Origin of the sequence: Halopelagius longus (genome assembly GCF_900100875.1) — an archaeon.
In the GTDB taxonomy this organism is placed as follows: Archaea; Halobacteriota; Halobacteria; order Halobacteriales; family Haloferacaceae; genus Halopelagius; species Halopelagius longus.
In genome coordinates, this window is sequence record NZ_FNKQ01000006.1 from 55,555 (window position 1) to 73,469 (window position 17,915).

General features: G+C 66.2%; 18 protein-coding genes. 10 read left to right on the plus strand and 8 right to left on the minus strand.

Going from position 1 to position 17,915, the window contains the following annotated elements; translation table 11 throughout:
• Window positions 1-827 precede the first annotated feature (827 nt).
• Together BLS11_RS17845 and BLS11_RS17850 are read right to left on the minus strand one after the other, a co-directional pair.
• Window positions 828-1,676, minus strand: a complete 849-nt coding sequence (locus BLS11_RS17845) for an aldo/keto reductase (protein ID WP_092539161.1) — start codon at window positions 1,674-1,676, stop codon at window positions 828-830.
• A 424-nt stretch (window positions 1,677-2,100) separates the two neighbouring features.
• Window positions 2,101-2,832, minus strand: coding sequence for a hypothetical protein (locus tag BLS11_RS17850; protein WP_092539162.1), 732 nt, complete (start codon window positions 2,830-2,832; stop codon window positions 2,101-2,103).
• 139 nt (window positions 2,833-2,971) lie between these two features.
• On the opposite strand from BLS11_RS17850, the gene BLS11_RS17855 reads away from it, so the two are divergent.
• Both BLS11_RS17855 and msrA read left to right on the plus strand, forming a co-directional pair.
• Window positions 2,972-4,096 carry an aminotransferase class V-fold PLP-dependent enzyme gene (locus BLS11_RS17855; RefSeq protein ID WP_092539268.1) on the plus strand — a complete coding sequence of 375 codons (1,125 nt, stop codon included), beginning with the start codon at window positions 2,972-2,974 and terminating at the stop codon, window positions 4,094-4,096.
• Window positions 4,097-4,200: 104 nt separating this feature from the next.
• Window positions 4,201-4,743, plus strand: coding sequence for a peptide-methionine (S)-S-oxide reductase MsrA (gene msrA, locus BLS11_RS17860; RefSeq protein ID WP_092539163.1), 543 nt, complete (start codon window positions 4,201-4,203; stop codon window positions 4,741-4,743).
• Between the two features lie 42 nt (window positions 4,744-4,785).
• Here msrA and BLS11_RS17865 read toward each other — a convergent pair whose 3' ends face one another.
• Complete coding sequence (locus BLS11_RS17865; RefSeq protein WP_092539164.1) at window positions 4,786-5,583, minus strand: SDR family oxidoreductase; 798 nt, start codon at window positions 5,581-5,583, stop codon at window positions 4,786-4,788.
• Between the two features lie 151 nt (window positions 5,584-5,734).
• On the opposite strand from BLS11_RS17865, the gene BLS11_RS17870 reads away from it, so the two are divergent.
• From BLS11_RS17870 to BLS11_RS17880, 3 genes are read left to right on the plus strand one after another with little or no spacing between them, the layout of a single operon-like run.
• Window positions 5,735-6,334, plus strand: coding sequence for a TetR/AcrR family transcriptional regulator (locus tag BLS11_RS17870; RefSeq protein ID WP_092539165.1), 600 nt, complete (start codon window positions 5,735-5,737; stop codon window positions 6,332-6,334).
• Complete coding sequence (locus BLS11_RS17875; protein WP_092539166.1) at window positions 6,331-7,797, plus strand: MATE family efflux transporter; 1,467 nt, start codon at window positions 6,331-6,333, stop codon at window positions 7,795-7,797. Before BLS11_RS17870 ends, BLS11_RS17875 begins: the two co-directional genes overlap by 4 nt.
• A gap of 58 nt (window positions 7,798-7,855) precedes the next feature.
• Window positions 7,856-8,044: a DUF5786 family protein gene (locus BLS11_RS17880; protein WP_092539167.1), complete on the plus strand. Its 189-nt coding sequence runs from the start codon at window positions 7,856-7,858 to the stop codon at window positions 8,042-8,044.
• 219 nt (window positions 8,045-8,263) lie between these two features.
• On the opposite strand, the gene BLS11_RS17885 is transcribed toward BLS11_RS17880, so the two are convergent.
• A complete protein-coding gene (locus tag BLS11_RS17885; protein WP_394327408.1) occupies window positions 8,264-8,986 on the minus strand; it encodes a ferritin-like domain-containing protein in 723 nt (240 codons plus the stop codon).
• Window positions 8,987-9,128: 142 nt separating this feature from the next.
• Window positions 9,129-9,380 (minus strand): MoaD/ThiS family protein, encoded by a 252-nt coding sequence (locus BLS11_RS17890; protein WP_092539169.1) that lies wholly within the window; start codon window positions 9,378-9,380, stop codon window positions 9,129-9,131.
• Between the two features lie 354 nt (window positions 9,381-9,734).
• Between BLS11_RS17890 and BLS11_RS17895 the strand changes: the two genes are divergently transcribed.
• From BLS11_RS17895 to BLS11_RS17910, 4 genes are read left to right on the plus strand one after another with little or no spacing between them, the layout of a single operon-like run.
• Window positions 9,735-10,307: an acyltransferase gene (locus BLS11_RS17895; RefSeq protein ID WP_092539170.1), complete on the plus strand. Its 573-nt coding sequence runs from the start codon at window positions 9,735-9,737 to the stop codon at window positions 10,305-10,307.
• Window positions 10,307-11,386: a DegT/DnrJ/EryC1/StrS family aminotransferase gene (locus tag BLS11_RS17900; protein ID WP_092539171.1), complete on the plus strand. Its 1,080-nt coding sequence runs from the start codon at window positions 10,307-10,309 to the stop codon at window positions 11,384-11,386. Before BLS11_RS17895 ends, BLS11_RS17900 begins: the two co-directional genes overlap by 1 nt.
• A complete protein-coding gene (locus BLS11_RS17905) occupies window positions 11,383-12,366 on the plus strand; it encodes a Gfo/Idh/MocA family protein (RefSeq protein ID WP_092539172.1) in 984 nt (327 codons plus the stop codon). Before BLS11_RS17900 ends, BLS11_RS17905 begins: the two co-directional genes overlap by 4 nt.
• Window position 12,367: 1 nt before the next feature.
• Entirely contained in the window at window positions 12,368-13,714 is a 1,347-nt protein-coding gene (locus BLS11_RS17910) for a nucleotide sugar dehydrogenase (protein WP_092539173.1), read from the plus strand.
• A 102-nt stretch (window positions 13,715-13,816) separates the two neighbouring features.
• On the opposite strand, the gene BLS11_RS17915 is transcribed toward BLS11_RS17910, so the two are convergent.
• Window positions 13,817-15,214 carry a twin-arginine translocation signal domain-containing protein gene (locus BLS11_RS17915; RefSeq protein ID WP_092539174.1) on the minus strand — a complete coding sequence of 466 codons (1,398 nt, stop codon included), beginning with the start codon at window positions 15,212-15,214 and terminating at the stop codon, window positions 13,817-13,819.
• A 282-nt stretch (window positions 15,215-15,496) separates the two neighbouring features.
• Between BLS11_RS17915 and BLS11_RS17920 the strand changes: the two genes are divergently transcribed.
• Window positions 15,497-15,727, plus strand: coding sequence for a hypothetical protein (locus tag BLS11_RS17920; RefSeq protein WP_092539175.1), 231 nt, complete (start codon window positions 15,497-15,499; stop codon window positions 15,725-15,727).
• A 15-nt stretch (window positions 15,728-15,742) separates the two neighbouring features.
• Here the strand turns inward: BLS11_RS17920 and BLS11_RS17925 are convergent, their stop codons facing one another.
• Both BLS11_RS17925 and BLS11_RS17930 read right to left on the minus strand, forming a co-directional pair.
• Window positions 15,743-16,699 (minus strand): glycosyltransferase family 2 protein, encoded by a 957-nt coding sequence (locus tag BLS11_RS17925; protein ID WP_092539176.1) that lies wholly within the window; start codon window positions 16,697-16,699, stop codon window positions 15,743-15,745.
• 193 nt (window positions 16,700-16,892) lie between these two features.
• Window positions 16,893-17,909 carry a DUF1616 domain-containing protein gene (locus tag BLS11_RS17930; RefSeq protein WP_175454498.1) on the minus strand — a complete coding sequence of 339 codons (1,017 nt, stop codon included), beginning with the start codon at window positions 17,907-17,909 and terminating at the stop codon, window positions 16,893-16,895.
• Between the last annotated feature and the right edge of the window lie 6 nt (window positions 17,910-17,915).

Genomic DNA, 17,915 nt, shown 5'->3' on the forward strand with positions numbered 1-17,915 from the left:
CTGGAGTTCATGACCGATTAACTACCGGTCAGAACGTGAAACAGTAGTGAAACGGTGCAACAAACTGCAACGGCTGTTCGGCATTATACGTCTAGCGTTCTTGCTACTAATCGATGGCACTGCGACGAACACCGTTCGTAGGCTCCGCGTCCGGTCCCTTCGGGGACGGCGCGGCTTCCGATGGTGTGGGCACGCGCCCGTACGCGACGATCACGCAGGCTGCCTCGACGACCCTGTCGGACGCCATCGAGACGACGAGCAGACCCACCGGAGAGGAACTCCCCAGCACGCAGGCCCGCAGTGGTGCCCGCGTTCGGCGGGAGCCTCGTCCCATCCCCAGCACGCGAATGTCAGTCATCGCATCCGAGCGAGCCAAATTCACCGCCACCGCGCGGCGCGAACGACGGTAGAATCCCGTCACATCCCACCCCAGCACCCCACCGATTCGTTCGGCGCGCCCCCCATCGCGCCGTTCACCCTCGTCGGTCGCGCCGACGGCGAACGCGGGCACCGGCCACACGACTCCCCCATCCGTGTCCCGGCGCCTCGCTGTGGAAGGCTGCGCTCCCTCGGTGGGTCGTCGCCTCCCTGCCATCGACCCGAGGTCCCCCACCTCGGACCGAACCCCTGCCCGTCGATTACGGGCGGGCAATCCCACTCATTCAGACGCGTCTCTCATCCGATAGACGCGTCTCTCCGTTCTACTATCCGTAGCGAGTAGTCCGAAAAGACGCGCGGACGAACGGACGGGGGACCGTCCCGCTTGGGTTCCCGCGTTCGTCGTCAGTCCCGCGACGGCGGAGACGCCGCGTCCGTCGCTTCGGCGGTCACTCGTTCAGGCGCGCCATCTCGTCTTCGCGCAGGTCGACCCGCGTCGCGGCGACGTTCTGCTTGAGGTGTTCGACGCTCGACGTGCCCGGAATCGGAAGCATCACCGGCGACTGCTCCAGCAACCACGCCAGCGCTATCTGGTACTCGTTCTCGTCGTGTTCGCTCGCAACCTCCACCAGCGCCGACTCTTTGTCCTCGAAGTCGGTCGCGCTGATGGGGGCCCACGGGATGAAGCCGATGTCGTAGTCCTCGCAGGCGTCGAGGACGTCCTGCGACTCCCGGTCGGCGATGTTGTAGCGGTTCTGGACGGTAGCGATCTCGACGATGTCGCGCGCCGTCTCCAACTGCTCGACGGAGACGTTGCTCAGGCCGACGTGCCGTATCACGCCCTCGTCTTTCAGTTCCGCCAGCGCCGTCACGGACTCCTCGAAGTCGACGTCGGGGTCCGGGCGGTGGAACTGATAGAGGTCGATGGCGTCAACGCCGAGTCGGTCCTGACTGGCGAGGTGCGCGTTGCGGAGGTAGTCCGGGTCGCCGCGGGCGAGCCAATCGCCGTCGCGGTTCCGAAGCAGGCCGCCCTTCGTCGCCACCACGAGGTCGTCCGGGTACGGCGCGAGCGATTCCCGGATGAGTCGTTCGCTCACGCCCGGCCCGTAGGAGTCGGCGGTGTCGATGAAGTCGACGCCGAGGTTCACCGCCGTCTGGAGGACACGCTTCGCCTCCTCCTCGTCGTCCGGCCTGCCGATGATGTTCTCGCCGGTGAGTCGCATCGCGCCGAAGCCGAGGCGGTGGACGGTCAGTTCGCCGCCGATGTCGAAGGTGTCGCTCTCGTTGCGAAGCGTCATGACTCCTCCGACGAACCGTGTTCCCCTAAACGGTGGGGCAGCGGAGGATACGAGGGGTTCCGGGAGTCCGACCCGATCCGTCCGTACGCGACTCCGATTCGTCCGCGCACTCTCTCCACTCCGTCCGACGCGACCCACCCTCCCCCGATCTACCCTACCCCATCTGACGCCGATTACCCCGCGTTCCACGACAACGATTACCGCGTATCTACCGCCGAGCGTCTGACGAACGGCGGACAACGACACAAGACTTTTATTCAACCTCACGTACCATTCTCCTACGGTTTCGGGCGTCGGACGTCGGGCGCACGGGTAGGGGTACTTAGTGCGAACGTGTCCGCCGCCCGCCCCTAATTTCATGGACCAACGATTTCGAGTGGCGACGCTCACCGCCGGTTCTCCGGTCGGTCGCCGCCGAATCGACTCAGACGAGAAGAACTAACAGGCCGACGAGGCCCGAGCAGACGCCGATGGCGAGGCCCGTGGTGGACTGGCGCGCGACCCGAAACGCCGTCCTGCGGGGCGAGGCGTCCGAGACGACCACCGGGTCGAGGTGCCGGTCGGGGTCGGTCGCCTCGGCGACGCGCCCGAAGACCGTCGCGTCGTCGCCGGGGTCCAACCGACGCTCCCGGTAGCGACGGTCCCCGAACGAGAACAGGCCGTCCAGCGGTTTCGGCGGCGTCGCAGCCGCGTTCGCCGCCACCTGCTCCGACGTCTGGAGGTAGTCTCGGACACCCGCGGGCGGGTCCTCGCCGCGTTCCACCGTGACCGACGAGGACCGGTCGAGGCTGACGGTCGAGGGGTCGTCGCCGACGGTGACGCGCCGTCCGTCGCCGCGAACCTCGAATCCGGTGTTCGCCCGTCCGCCGCCGATTCGCTCCCACCGCGGGAGGTAGTACGCCCCGACCCGTCGCTCCTCTACGTCGAAGCGGACTGCGACGCAGTCCGTCTTGGTGAACGGGGCGGTCAGTCGTTCGTCCGTCGTGACTACCGCCCCGGACGCGCGGACGAAGTCGCCGGGTTCGGACGCCGAGGTGAGCGAGTCGGCGGTGGCGAGGCGAATCCCGCGCGTCGCGTGGCGCAGACTGAACGCGACGACGACGGCCGCGAGGACGAGTAACCCGCCGCCGAACAGCGAGGGCGCGAGAGACGGCACGGAACAATGGTCGTTTCATAGACATGAAATACGCTACGGTTTCGGCGTACGTCGGCGTTCGAGGCGATTCACGCCCCCGCCGGTGACGGAGTACCGGTCCGCGCGGGGACCTATAACCGAGGGCGACGAACGGGCGGCCATGACCTCGCCCGCCGACCTGCGCGCGCAGATTCCGACGCTCGACCGGGTTCGGTACATGAACGCCGGTGCCAGCGGACCGAGTCCGAAACCCGTCGTCGAAGCGGCGGAGTCGATGCTCCGGCGACACGAGTTCGACTCCCACGCCGAGGAGGGACCGTACCCGCTGGCGTCCGAGACGTACGAGGAGGTTCGGGGCGTCGTCGCGGATTTTCTCGGCGCGGGCGACTCGGAAATCGCGCTGACGCAGAGCACCGCCGACGGCATCACCAGCATCGCCTCCGCGATCGAGTGGGAGCCGGGTGATACGGTGGTCAGAACCGACCTCGAACATCCGGCGGGAGTCCTGCCGTGGGCGGCCCTCGAACGCGAGGGCGTCGACGCGCGCGTCGTCGAGAGCGAGGGCGGCCGAATCGACCGCGAGGCGTACGCCGAAGCGGTTCGCGACGCGAAACTCGTCTGTCTCAGCGCCCTCACGTGGAACTACGGCACCCACCTCCCCGTCTCGGAGTTGGTCGACATCGCCCACGAGTCGGGGGCGTTCGTCCTCGTGGACGCCGTGCAGGTTCCCGGCCACGCCCGGTTCGACGTGACCGACTGGGGCGCGGACGCCGTCGCCGCCGCCGGGCACAAGTGGCTTCTCGGGACGTGGGGCGCGGGCTTCCTCTACGTCGAGGAGTCGGTGGCGAACGAACTCCACCCCGGCGCGGTCGGTTATCGGAGCGTCGAGACGCCGACCGCGGAGTCGTACGAGTTCAAGCGGGGTGCGCCCCGGTTCGAAGTCGGGACGACGAACCTCGCCCCGTACGCGGCGCTTCGAGAGGCGATTCGGACGATGGAGGACGTGGGACTGGACGCCGTCGAACGCCGAATCGACGAACTGGCCGCGCGCCTCGCCGAGGGCGTCCCCGACGACCGCCTCGTCAGTCCGGCGTCGCCCGAGTCGGGACTCGTCTCGTTCACCGTCGAGGACCCCGAGCGAACGGTCGAGGCCCTGAAGGAGCGCGGGTTCGTCCTGCGGTCGATTCCGGCCCCGGAGGGCGCGGTACGGGCGTCTTTGCACGTCTACAACACCGAAGAGGACGTCGACCGTCTCCTCGACGCGTTGGACGACGCGGGGTGGTAAGCGGCCGTCGGGTGGTCCGCGCGCGACGGCCGCCGCCCGCCGTTCGCCCGTCCGTCGCCTTCCGGTGTCGCGGGGCTTTTCGCCTCAGAGACCAATTTAGGGGTATGAGCGAAACTCGAACCGCCACGCTGGCCGGCGGATGTTTCTGGTGCGTCGAAGCCCCGATGAAGGAGTTGGTAGGCGTCGAGTCCGTCACCTCGGGGTACGCGGGCGGCCACGTGGAGAACCCCTCCTACGAGGAGGTCTGTTCGGAGACGACCGGTCACGCGGAGGTCGTACAGGTCGAGTTCGACTCCGACGAAATCTCCTTCCGGGAACTGCTCGACGTGTTCTTCGCCATCCACGACCCGACGACGGAGAACCGGCAGGGGCCGGACGTGGGGTCGCAGTACCGCTCTGCGATATTCTACCACGACGACGACCAACGGCGCGTCGCCGAGGAGACCATCCAGGAACTCGAATCCGAAGGCGTCTACGACGGCATCGTCACCGAAGTCGAACCGTTGGACGCGTTCTACGAGGCCGAGGAGCACCACCAGGACTACTACGAGAAGAACCCGAACCAGCCCTACTGCGCGGTGCAGATTCCGCCGAAACTGGAGAAGGTCAAAGAGAAGTTCGGCGAGAAGGTCCGCGGCGTGCAGTAACCCCGTCGAATTTCCGCGTCGCGTCCGACGATTTTCGCCCGCTCAGAGGTTCGAAGCGCCCGACCCGCCGTCGATGGGGACGGCCACGCCGTCTACGTACTCCGAGAGCGGAGACGAGAGGAACGCGACGGTCCGGCCGAGATCCATCGGGTCGCCGATGTGGCCGAGGGGCACGTCGTCGCCCCAGTCGTCCAGTCCCTCCTCGTAGGAGTCGTAGTCGCCGCGTTCGACGCCTTGCTCGATGAGTTCCTCGATGCGCGGCGTCTCGTGGGAACCCGGGAGGACGGCGTTGGCGCGAACCTCGGGGGCGAGTTCCTTCGAGAGCGTCTTCTCCAGTCCGATGACGCCCATCCGGACCGAGTTCGAGAGGACGAGGCCGTCGATGGCCTCCTTGACGCTCCGGGAGGTGATGTTGACGATGGTACCGCCGCCGTCGGCGCGCAGGTGGTCCGCCGACTCGCGGACGAGGCGGACGACGCTCATCACGAGGAGGTCGAACGCGTCGTACCAGTCTTCGTCCGTCGTCTCGAGGAACGGTCCGCTGGGCGGCCCGCCCGCGGAGGTGACGAGGTGGTCGATGCCGCCGAACTCCTCGACGGTCCGGTCCACCAACGCCTCGATGTCCTCGGGGACGGTCAGGTCGCCGGGTTGGCCGACCACCGTCGCGCCCTCGGCGGCGTCCGCCCGGACGTCCGCGACGGCGTCGTCCAGTCTGTCCTCGTCGCGCCCGTTCATCACGACGTTCGCCCCTTCCGCGGCGAGTGCCCGCGCCGCCGCCTTTCCGAGGCCGCTACTCGATGCCGTCACCAACGCCGCGTTTCCGTCGAGTCGAAGGTCCATGCGGAATCGGTGTGCGGGCCGTCACCAAAACGCTTGACGAAGGGGCAGACCGTTCGTCTGAGAGCGACCGGTCGTCCGAAGATGCAAGGCTTTTCAGTAACCGGCCGGTCAGTTAGCACGAATACTGACTAACCGGTCAGTCAGAGAGAGAATGACGACAGACGCCGTTGACGAAATCATGATTGCGACGCACAGGGCGCTCCGCAAGCGCGGGTACGCGGAGCTGACGATGCAGGATATCGCGGACGAGTCGGAGCTGAGCAAGTCGGCGCTCCACTACCACTTCGACGGCAAACACGACCTTCTGGTCTCCTTTCTCGAACACCTCCTCGACCGGTTCGAGGAACGAATCGCCGACCCCGACGGCGAGAACCCGGCAGAGCGTCTCCACTCGCTCGTCGATACGATGGTGGCACCGCCGGAACCGCGGAGCGACGGCTTTCAGACGGCGCTGCTGGAAATTCAGGCGCAGGCTCCCCACGACGAGGACTACCGCGAACGACTCGAACGCTTCGACGAGGCGTTCGTCTCGCGGCTTCGCTCGCTCCTCGCCGCGGGCGTCGAGGACGGCACGTTCCGCGACGACGCGGACCCCGACGAGGCGGCGTCGCTGCTGGCGACGTACCTCAAGGGCGTCCAGATGCGGCACGTCGCCGCCGGCCACTCCCTCGAACGGAGCGCGACGGTCATCCACCGGCACATCGACGACCGTCTCGTCGCCGGAGAGACGACGGTGGTGACCCCCGAATGAGCCTCAGAGACCGACTCGGGAGCGTGTTCAAGGGCCGCGAGGAGTTCGACCTCACCGAGGGCGGCATCGGGTGGCCGCTGTTCTACCTCTCGCTTCCCATCGTCATCACGAACCTCCTCCAGACGGCGTACAACCTCGCGGACACGTTCTGGCTCGGCCAGTACAGCACGAACGCCTTGGCGGCCATCAGCTTCGGCTTCCCGATGGTGTTCCTGCTCATCTCGCTCGGGATGGGCCTCTCCGTCGCCGGGAGCGTCCTCGTCGCCCAACACGTCGGCGCGGACGAGGAGAGCGAAGCGGAGTACGCCGCCTCCCAGACGGTGAGCATCACGCTCGTCGGGTCGGTGTTCCTCGGCGTCGCCGGCTTCTTCGCCGTCGGGACGTTTCTCGACCTTCTCGGGGCGTCGGAGGCGGTGCTCCCCCTCGCGACGGACTACATGGAGGTCATCTCGCTCGGGTTGCCGTTCATGTTCGGCTTCCTCGTGTTCATCTCGCTGATGCGGGGGTACGGCGACACCATCACGCCGATGCTCGTGATGTTCGGGTCGGTGGTGCTGAACATCTTCATCGACCCGTTCCTCATCTTCGGCTTCGAGAACAACCCGCTGTTCGGCATGCTCGGCCTCCGCGGCGTCGAGTCGCAGTTGTTGGCGATGACCGGCTTCACAGGCTCGGGCATCGAAGGCGCGGCCATCGCCACGGTGTTCTCGCGCGCGTTGGCGCTCGTCGTCGGCCTCGCAATCATGTTTCGGGGCGCTCGCGGCGTCCAGATCCGCCTCCCGCAGATGCGCCCGGACTTCTCGTTCGCGCGGAAGCTGTTCGCCATCGGCGCTCCCGCCTCCGTCGAGGGGACGGGACGTGCGCTCTCTATCAACCTGCTCTTGGTCATCGTCGCCATGTTCCCGCCCACCGTCGTCGCCGCGTACGGCATCGGGACGCGGGTGTTCTCGGTTATCTTCCTCCCCGCGATAGCCGTCGCCCGCGGCGTCGAGACGATGACCGGCCAGAACATCGGCGCGGGCAAGGAACACCGGGCCGAACAGAGTGCGAACTTCGCGGCGAAGGTGATGTTCGTCGTGCTGAGTCTGCTCGGCGTCGGCGCGTGGTTCGGCGCGCGGCCGGTCATCGCCGTCTTCACCACCGACCCGGCAGTCGTGGACGTGGGCGCGTCGTTCCTCCGCTACGTCGCGCCGACGTTCGGCTTCATCGGCATCATGCGCTCGTACACGGGGAGCTTCCGCGGCGCGGGCGAGACGCTCACCGCGGCGGCCATCTCCATCACCATGCTCGGCTTCATCCGCCTCCCCGTCGCGTGGTTCGGCGCTCAGGAGTTCGGCTCGTCGGGTATCTGGCTCGCCTTCGCCGTCTCGAACGCCGTCGGCGCGGTCATCGCAGTCGCGTGGTACCGGCGGGGGACGTGGCAGGAGGGCTCTCTCACCCGTCCCACCCCGGCGGACGACTGAGAACCCGCCGTCGCCGCCGTACCGGACTTCTTTTTTGTGTGCCCCGCGATGTTGTCGTATGGGTTTTGGAAGCTACGACGAGTCCGAGCAACAGCAACCGACCGACAACGACGATGACGACGGTGAGGGCGTCAGCGTCCACGAGAACGACCACGACGGATCCGTCAGCGTCGAGTCCGACGTTTCGACCGACGACCTGGTGAGTCGACTCGGCGAGATGCGCGACGACGAGGAAGACGAAGAGTAACGCGGTCCGTCGAGGGCGTCGGCCGAGCGTTCGAACGCGGTTCGCGGCGCTGACGATACGTGAGATGATTCCGAGAACGCGGTCGATTCCGGGTCTCGCGCTCGACCGAACCCGGTTTTCTAGGGTATCCCGCTACCTGCGGGGACGGTTCGTCGTGAGGGTGGAAGGGAGGACCGAGGGGACGTCACGGTACTCGCTATCGTCGCGTTCGTTCCCGCTTTACTCCGTCACGATGAACTGGCTCGCCGCGTCGAGGACTTCGTCCTTCGGCAGGGGGTCGTCGAACGCCTCGGGGAACCCTATCTCTCCGCCGAGTTCGCGCACGAACGAGGCGTGACGTGCCTCGACGCTGTGGATGCTCAGTGCGGGCGGGAGGAGGCTCTCGTCCTCGATGGACGGTGCGGCACCCGCGTACGCCGCGACGCCGGTGTCTTCGAGTACCGCGGCGGTCTGGATGAACTCGGCCGGGTCCTCGACGGCCGACCCGAAGTCGAACTCGGGTTCTTCGACGGGTTCGCCGCCCAAGTCGTTGATGACCTCGGTGAGGTACTCCACGTGGGTCTCCTCGTGGTCTCGGATGACGGTGATTTCGTCGTAAATCCGCTCTCGAACCCACTCGGGCAGTTTATCGAGGTAGTCGCACAGCAACTCGTCTTGGTCCATGTTCTCCAGAGCCCGCCGGTAGAAGGCGGCCTCCAAGTATTCGAGGGTGAGCGCGTAGTTCAGAATCGCGATGTCGTCCTCGAAGGCGTGGTCCATCGTCTCTTGCGGCGCCGATTCGTCGCTCTCGTCGTCGGTGGCCAGCACCGATCCGGTGCCGAACGCACCGCCGAGCGTGAGGGCACCAATCGTGCCTGCGGACCCCGCGAGGAATCGCCGGCGACTGTCGTTCGTTTCCGCGCTTTGCTTCGATTCTCGGTCCTCGTTTTGGTCGTCGTGCACCACACCGCACCCACGAACTGTCGCAGATTTGTTAGTTGACATATACTTAGAATATTTCTTATAGAAAGTAGAGTTTAAACGTATTGTCGAATAAATTTGACTCACGTTGTACGAAGAAGGTGTCTCTCCGGTCGTACGTCGTTCATCTCTCCCGCGGCGCGTCCGAGAGGACGACGGCGTCGCCGTCGCTGAGACACGTCCCGCGGTCCGCGCGCCCGCCGTTCACCCGGTAGGTCAACTCGTCCGAGAACGCCCGGGGTTCGAAGTCGTCGAACTCGGCGGCGAGGCCGTCTACCACGTCGCCGACGGTGGAGGAGGGTTCGAGGACGCGGGTGAGCGAACGCTCCCCCACCGCCTCCGCGACGCCCCCGTAACACCGGATAGTAACTTCCACGCCGATTCACTGGGTGACCGCGGGAAAAGAACGTTACGAGTCCCGAAACGCCTGTCAGTCGGCCGCTCGGGTTCGGTCCGTTGTTGGTATTAAATTCACGTTTTAAATAAGGTACTTCTCCGTTTATCGGCCGACACGGCGCGGTACGCGCTCCACGACGGCAAATCTTGGGAGTTCTGACGCCGTTCCTCGACGCTCCTATTACATTCGGGGTAACTAAGCGGATTCGACGTGTGGATTTGTATGTCTGTCAGAGCAATATCACTTCAAGAGATGTTGCGGACTCGATGAAATTTAGAAATGTGTGAATCACGGCCAAATACCCATGAATTCCGGACCTGAGTGTAGTGAGTGATGACTGATCAATTAGGTAGGGATTCAGACATACACGACGGGGTGACGCTCGGAGTGGGAGCGGGAGAGGATCCGGTAATCGGCGACGAGGCGACGATTCGCTCCGGGAGCATCGTCTACTCGGACGTCGAGATCGGTGACGGATTCACGACCGGCCACAACGTTCTCGTCCGCGAGGAGACGACCATCGGTGACGACGTCTTGCTGGGCACGGCCACCGTCGTCGACGGGCGGACGACCATCGGTTCCGGCGTGAGTCTCCAGACGCGCGTCTACGTTCCGGCGGAGACGACGATAGGCGACGACGTGTTCGTCGGCCCCGGCGCGGTGTTGACGAACGACCCGTACCCCGTTCGGCAGGACGTAGAGCTATCCGGGCCGACGCTGGAAGACCACGTTTCGGTCGGCGCGAACGCGACGATTCTCCCCGACGTGACCGTCGGCGAGGGATCGTTCGTCTCCGCCGGGGCCGTCGTCACGGAGGACGTGCCCCCGGAGACGCTTGCAGTCGGTGTCCCCGCCGAACAGCGCCCCCTACCAGAACCACTCGACGAAGAAAACCACATCCGGTAATGACGATATCAATCTCCAACCCGCAACTCGGGCAAGACGAGATAGAGCGCGTAACAGAGGTCATCGAGGGAGGTATGCTCGCCGACGGTCCGGAGGTCCGGGCCTTCGAAGACGAGTTCGCCTCGTACTGCGGTGCGGAGTACGCGGTAGCGACTGCGAACGGGACCACGGCGCTCCACGCTGCGCTCGAAGCGCTCGACGTCGGTCCCGGCGACCGAGTGGTGACGACGCCGTTCACGTTCATCGCCACCGCCAACGCCATCACGCTCTCCGGCGCGGAACCGGCGTTCGTCGATATCGACCCCGAGACGTACAACATCGACCCCGACCGACTGGAGCGACGCCTCCGCGACGGCGAACGGGTGGACGCCGTCGTCGCGGTTCACCTGTACGGCCTCCCGGCGGACGTGACGCGACTCCGGGAACTCGCAGACGAGTACGACTTCTCGCTGGTCGAGGACGCCGCGCAGGCGCACGGCGCGACGGTGGACGGCGAACGCGTCGGCACCTTCGGCGACGCGGCGTGCTTCTCCTTCTACCCGACGAAGAACATGACGACCGGCGAGGGCGGCATGATAACGACGGACGACCCCGACGTCGCCGCGAACGCCGCCCAGTTCGTCGACCACGGGCGCACCGAGGGCTACGAACACGCCGAGGTGGGCCACAACTTCCGGATGACGAGCATCGCCGCCGCCATCGGGCGCGTCCAACTCGACCGCCTGCCGACGTACACGGAGCGACGCCGGGAGAACGCCGAAACTCTCACCGAGGAACTGGCCGACTCGCCGGTCCGGACTCCGACGGTGCCGGACGGCCGAACGCACGTCTTTCACCAGTACACGATTCGCTACGAGGACCGGGACGCGCTCAAGTCGGAACTCGCCGAACGCGACGTGGACGCCGCCGTCTACTACCCGGTTCCGCTCCACCGGCAGGAAGCGTACGAGCACGTGACCGCCGACGCGCCGGAGAGCGAACGGGCGGCCGAGGAGGTTCTCTCGTTGCCCGTCCATCCGGGCGTCTCGTCGGACGACGCCCGCGACGTCGCGGGCGCGGTTCGGGAGGTGGTTCGATGAGAGCACCGGACGTCACCGCAGGCGTCGTCGGCGTCGGGTCGATGGGGCAGAACCACGTGCAGGTGTACTCTGAACTCGCGAGCACCGACCTCGTGGGCGTGGCGGACGCCGACCGGGAACGGGCGCGGTCCGTCGCCGAGGAGTACGGCACGTCGGCGCTCTCTCAAGTGGAACTGCTCGAACGGGCGGACGTGGTGTCCATCGCCGTCCCGACGAAGTACCACGCGCCGATAGTCCGCGACTGCATCGACGCGGGCGTGGACGTCCTCGTGGAGAAGCCGTTCGTGGACGACGTGGAAGTGGGCAGAGAACTCGCCGCCTACGCCGACGAACGGGACGTGGTGCTGCAGGTGGGACACATCGAACGGTTCAACCCCGCCGTCTCGGCGTTGTTCGACCTGCTGTCGGACATCGAACCCGTCGCCGTCACGGCGAACCGCCTCGGCCCGCCGTTGGAGGGCCGTCAGAGCGGCGACGACGTCGTGATGGACCTGATGATTCACGACATCGACGTGCTGTTGGCGATGGCCGGGTCGGAGATAGCGTCGCTGTCCGCCACCGGAACGGAGGACCAACGGTACGCGACGGCCCAGATAGCCTTCGAGGACGGACTCGTCAGCACGCTCCGGGCGAGTCGGATCACGCAGCGGAAGATTCGAACGCTCGAAATCACGGCGGAAGAGTGCCTCGTCAACATCGACTACATCGACCAGTCGGTTCGCATCCACCGCCAGTCGCACCCCGAGTACAGGCGCGACGACGGCACCATCCGCTACCGACACGAGAGCGTCACCGAACGCCCGATGGTGAACACGGGCGAACCGCTGAAGCGCGAACTCCAGTCGTTCGTGGAGGCGTCGGTGAACGGCGACGAACCCGTGGTCACCGCCGAGGACGGCATCCGCGCCATCGAAGTCGCACAGCGGATTCGAGACGAGGCGTCCGGGAAGCGCCCCGAACAGATAGAGGCGCGGTGGTAGCGTGACGGGACTCTACGACGCCCCCCTCTCGGAGGCGGAACGGCGCGAGGCGTTCCTCGATGGGTCGGTTCCGGTCGCCGTCTACGGACTCGGGAAGATGGGACTTCCCCTCGCGGGCGTCTACGCGGAGACGACGGGCAACGTCCTCGGCGTGGACATCGACGAGGACGTGGTCCGCGGTATCAACGACGGCGAGTGCCACGTGGACCGAGAGCCCGGACTGGACGAACTCGTCGCAGAACAGGTCGAACGCGGCCACCTCCGCGCGACGACGGCCATCGACGAGGCGGCGGCCGAGGCCGCCCACCACGTCGTCATCGTCCCGACGCCGTTGACGGACGACCGGACCCCGGACCTCTCTGCGTTGGAGGCGGTCGTCCGCGGTATCGGGTCGGGCATCGACCCCGGCGACACCGTCGTGGTGGAGTGCACCGTCCCGCCGGGGACGTGCGAGCAGATGGTCACCTCCCTCGTCCGCGAGGAGGGCGGCCTCGAACCCGGCGAGTACGGCGTCGCGTTCTGCCCGGAGCGGACCTCTAGCGGGCGAGCGCTGAAGGACATCCGCGGGTCGCACCCGAAGGTCGTCGGCGGCATCGACGACGAGAGCACCCGCGTCGCGGAACTCGTCTACGGCGAGATAACGACGAACGAGGTGCTCCCCGTCTCGGACGCGACGACGGCGGAGTCCGTCAAACTGTTCGAGGGGCTCTACCGCGACGTGAACATCGCCTTGGCGAACGAGTTGGCCCGCATCCGCGACGAACTCGACATCGACGTGAACGAGGCCATCGAGACGGCCAACACGCAACCGTTCTGCGACATCCACGACCCCGGACCGGGCGTCGGCGGCCACTGCATCCCCTACTACCCGTACTTCGTCACCACACGGGTGGAGAGCGAGACGCCGCTAATCCACACCGCTCGGGAGGTCAACGACAGCATGCCCGAGTTCACCGTCCGGAAGGTCCGCGAGGAACTCGACGCGACCGGTCGCGACGCCGCCGACGCCACCGTCCTCGTGTTGGGCCTCACCTACCGTCCCGGCGTCGCGGAGACGGCGGCGACGCCCGCGAAACCCATCATCGAGCGACTCTCCGGCCTCGGCGCGAGCGTCCTCGCCGCGGACCCGATGCTGTCGGGATCGGACTTCGAGGAGTTCGACGCCACGCCCGTCGAGAGCGACGAGGTGACGGAGACGGACCCCGACGCCGTCGTCCTCGTCACGCCCCACGAGGAGTTCCTGACGCTCGATTGGGACGCCTTCGACGACCTGGTGATAATCGACGGGCGCGACGCTCTCGGCGAAACCGAGACGGGCCACCGCGTCTACACGATCGGAAGCGGGTGATGCCCGCCGCGACCGTCTCTCGCGTTCCGACTTCTCTTCGCTCCGTGGTCTCTCTTTGCTCTGTAACGCCGCTTCGCTCGGCGACTCCTCCCTTCTCGGCGGCTACCCGCCGACGTCCAACTGCTCGATAGAGAGGTTCTCCGTGTTGATGGAGGAGTTCACCTTCGAGATGGGCTGTCCGGTCACCTTGATGGTCGTTCCGACGACCGAGCAGTCCTTCGAGTCCACGAACTTGAACCCGGTTCGTTGCTGGCCCTCTTGGACGACGCGGCAGTTCTCGAAGGAGGTACCGTCGCGCTGTTTGATGGCGACGGCGCGCCCGTACGCCGCCGCCCCGCTGACTTCGACGTTCTGGAACTTCGAACCGGTCGGCGCGCCGGACCGCTGAACCGGAAGCGCGTTGATGGCGTGGATGCCGTTTCGGTCCACCACGATGTTCGTGTCGCGTACCGTCGCCCGGCCCGTGTCGGGGTGGAAGACGAGTGCGCCGAACCCGGTGCCGGCGTTCTTGCCCAGCCGTATCTTGCAGTTCTCGACGACCTGTCCGTGCTTCCCTCTGAGGCGGATGCCGCGGACGTTCAGCAACCCGTCGGGGTGCGGCGGCACCTTGTCTACGACGACGCGGGCGTTCTTGACCGTCGAATCGGTCGAACCGATGCGGATGTTCGCGATGTTGTTGTTCTTGTACACCCCTCCTTCGACGTGGACGGGGCCGTCCTGTCCTTGGAAGTTGGGTTCGCTCCGACCGGGCGCGGAGGCGTACAGGCCGTTGTTCGGGAAGTTCTCGACCTTGCAGTTCCGGATGACGATCTCTCCGGCGTGTTCCTTTCCGACGTAGATTCCGATGGCGTTCCCGCCGTTGTGGCCGCCGTCCTTGGCGACGATGTTCTCGACGACGCCGCGACTCGACCCGTCGTGGACGTCGAAGTGGAACGCCGCGGGATTGCTCGGCAGTCGCTTGTCCGGCATCTTCCCCTGTATGCGGAGGTTGCGCGCGACGAAGTTGCCGTTGCCGAGAATCTGGATGACGCCCCCGTGGCCGTCCTTCGTGAAGTCGAAGTTCATCCCGTCGATGTAGAAGTCCTCGACTTCGAGGAATCGAACGAACAGGTTGTCTATCTCCGTGGCCGGGACGGTGGGGACGATAGTCGGCGCGGCCCCCTTCTCCGAAATCAGCCCGGTGTTCGTGTATCCGTTGAATTCCAGCTTCTGAACCGGGTACTTACCGCCCGGAAAGACCAGAAGCGTGTCGTCCGCGAGCAGATTGTTGAGTTGCTCGTCTATCGGTTCGTCGCCGCCCGGCGTAATCCCGGCGTCGGCGACGTTCTTCACCGTGCCGAACCGACTCTGGAGCGACTCCGGCCGTTCGATGTTGGGGTTCGCGTCGGTCGGTCCCCCCGTTTCGCCGGTCGGCTCCGGTCCGGTGTCGCCGCCGCATCCGGCCACAGCGACGCCGAGGGCGGACAGTCCGCCGTACTTCAGGAACTGACGGCGGTTCATTCCGCGTCCTCCTCGCGCGTAAAACTCGTCTCGACGCCGGTGCACACCTGCGGCTCCAACATGGTCTGTACTCTCCCCCACGAAGCCAATCGTTATGTCCCCTCTTCCGGTCGGAAAAACGCGACGTTTCGACGATTAGTTTCGGGTTTCCGACCATTCCAGCGAACGCGCCCGAGCCGTCGGTTTCTCCGGACTGTCTCGGCTCGGAAGGTGTCGTTCGACAGACCGGCGTCGAATTGCGCGGCGCAAAAGACTATATATTTCAGAGTGCGAACAGTTCGTATGACGTACGACCCCGAGGACACCTCGAAGGGTGACGAGTACCGCCATCCCGACGGGACGCGCGAAGTCGTCTTCGCTCTCGCGGACGGGCGCGTTCTGACGGTGAAAGAGTATCCCGACGACGAGTCGTTCGACGACGGCGTGGCGGACGCGACGTACGTGGGCGTCGAAGACGACATCGCCGACCTGCCGGACGCGTCGTCGTTCGAGGTGGACGGCGCCGAGGAGTGACGCGACGACCGACCGCTAGGCGTCTTCCTCGCGGTCGTAGCGCGCGTCGAGGTGGTCGTTGACGCGTTTGTCCGCCACCATCGCCACGAGGACGAGTGCGGCGCTGAGCGCGAATCTGACGACGCCGCCGTTCGACTCGCCGTCGCGTTCGACGGCCGAACGCGCGACGCTCGCGACGCCGGCGAGTCCGGCGAACAGGCTCAGGCCGTACAGGGCCGCCGGGGCGTAGACGCCCGCCGGGAGGTACTGGAGGGTGATGCGCCACAGGAAGTTCCGCAGTAGCATCCCCGAGACGTTCGGAATGTACGTCGAGTACCGGATGTGGCTCTCCTCGTCCTCGTAGATGCCCGGAACGGGCACGTCCGCGACGTGCATCTCCGCGACGTTGAGTTTCACGAGGAGGTCGTTGCAGTAGCCGTAGAACTCGTACATCTCCTCGATATCGACGGCCTCCAACGCCTCCAGCGAGATGGCCGTGTAGCCGTTCTGCGGGTCGCCGATGCCCCAGTATCCGCTCGATATCTTCGTGAGGTACGTGAGGATGACGTTGCCGACGAACCGGAACGTCGGCATGTCCGCCCTGTCCTCGGCGTCCAGCAGTCGGTTGCCCTTCGCGTAGTCCGCCTCGCCCTCGATTATCGGGTCGATGACGGTGCTCAACTGGTCGGGGTCCATCTGTCCGTCCGCCCCCATCACCGTCGTCACGTCTATCTCCTCGTCTCTCGCCCGGAGGTAGCCGGTCTTGATGGCTCCCCCGACGCCGCGGTTCTCCTCGTGTTGAATCGGCACGACTCGCCCCTCGTCGTCCTCCTCGGCGAATCGCCGAATCTCGTCCCACGTCCCGTCGGTGGAGGCGTCGTCGATGACGTACACCCTATCGACGAACTCGGGAACCGTCGCGAGGACGTCGTAGACGAACGGTTCTTCGTTGTACGCTGGTACGACGACGCCGACTGTGTGTTCCTTGTACATTGTCGTGAAAGTACGCCGCCGTCTCCGTCAGACCGCGCGGCGGATGTCCCGTATGCCGTCTTCGTACCCCTCCTCGGGGCATTGTTATACTCTACATACAACTCGCGTGCGCGAGTCCCGCGTACCGTCCAACGGCTAACACGGCGTTAACGGCGTGCGAAGACGGTGTTCCGCGTCGAGAAGGCGCGAGCGGTCAGGCGCTTCCCTCCGAGACGTCGACGTACAGTCTGAGGGTCCGGTAGGCGTCTTCGGCGGTCGGGTCGGCCGGAGCGTCGCCGCGGTACAGCAGGTACGTCAGGCGGACGTCCTCACCGCTCGCCGCCGGCGTCACCGAGTGGTTGAGGTACGCCGTCTCTCCGCTCTCGACGCTCGCGTTCAGGCGCCGCAACTCCTCGCTCGCGACCACCTCGGTGTCGTTTCCGCTTCCGTTGGTCCGGACTCGCTGTTGGAGGACGACGACGGTGTACTCCTGCGACTGCCCTTCGTGGTTCGCCACCGCCGCGGTCAACTGCGTCGGTTCGCCGACGGTGAGGTCGCGCGGGTAGTCGTTCGCGACGAGTTCGCCGGACTCGTTCTCCGAGAGGACGTAGAACTCGGTGAACGAGTCGCCCTGCGGGGACGGCGGCGCGGCGAGGGCGTACGCCGTCGTGGCGAGTGCGAGAAAGAGGCTCGCCGCCAAGACGACGTTCAGGGCAGTCCCGACGGTTGAGTCGCCGCGGAACGACCACCCGCCCGCGACGGCCGAGGGGACGGCGGGGGTAAAGCGCTCCCGCCGGGGGACCGACGACCGGCGCGCGACGGCGGCTACCGCGAACGCCAACGTGAGCGCCGTCACCGCGACGACCATCGGGACGCGCCGGACGCCGAACGGGGTGAAGTTCACCGCCAGCGCCGTCGCCGAGACGAGTATCACGCTGGCGAGGACCGAGAGCACGACTCTCGCCGGCCCGTCGAGTCCCCGCGCCAACCGCGGAATCACCTCTTCGCCGTTCGCCTCCCGAACCGCGGCCCGCCTGACGTAGAGTGCGGAGACGAAGGCGTACCCCGGTAGGAAGACGAGGAGCGGTAACACGAAGACGACCTGAATCGGAGACCCCGAGAAAAAGGGGACGAAGACCATCGCGGCGGCCAGTAGCGTCGCCAGTACGACGACGACCAAGTCCCACGGACGACCCGCGCGCGACGCCTGCGGCGTTCGCTTCTCTGCCATACAGTC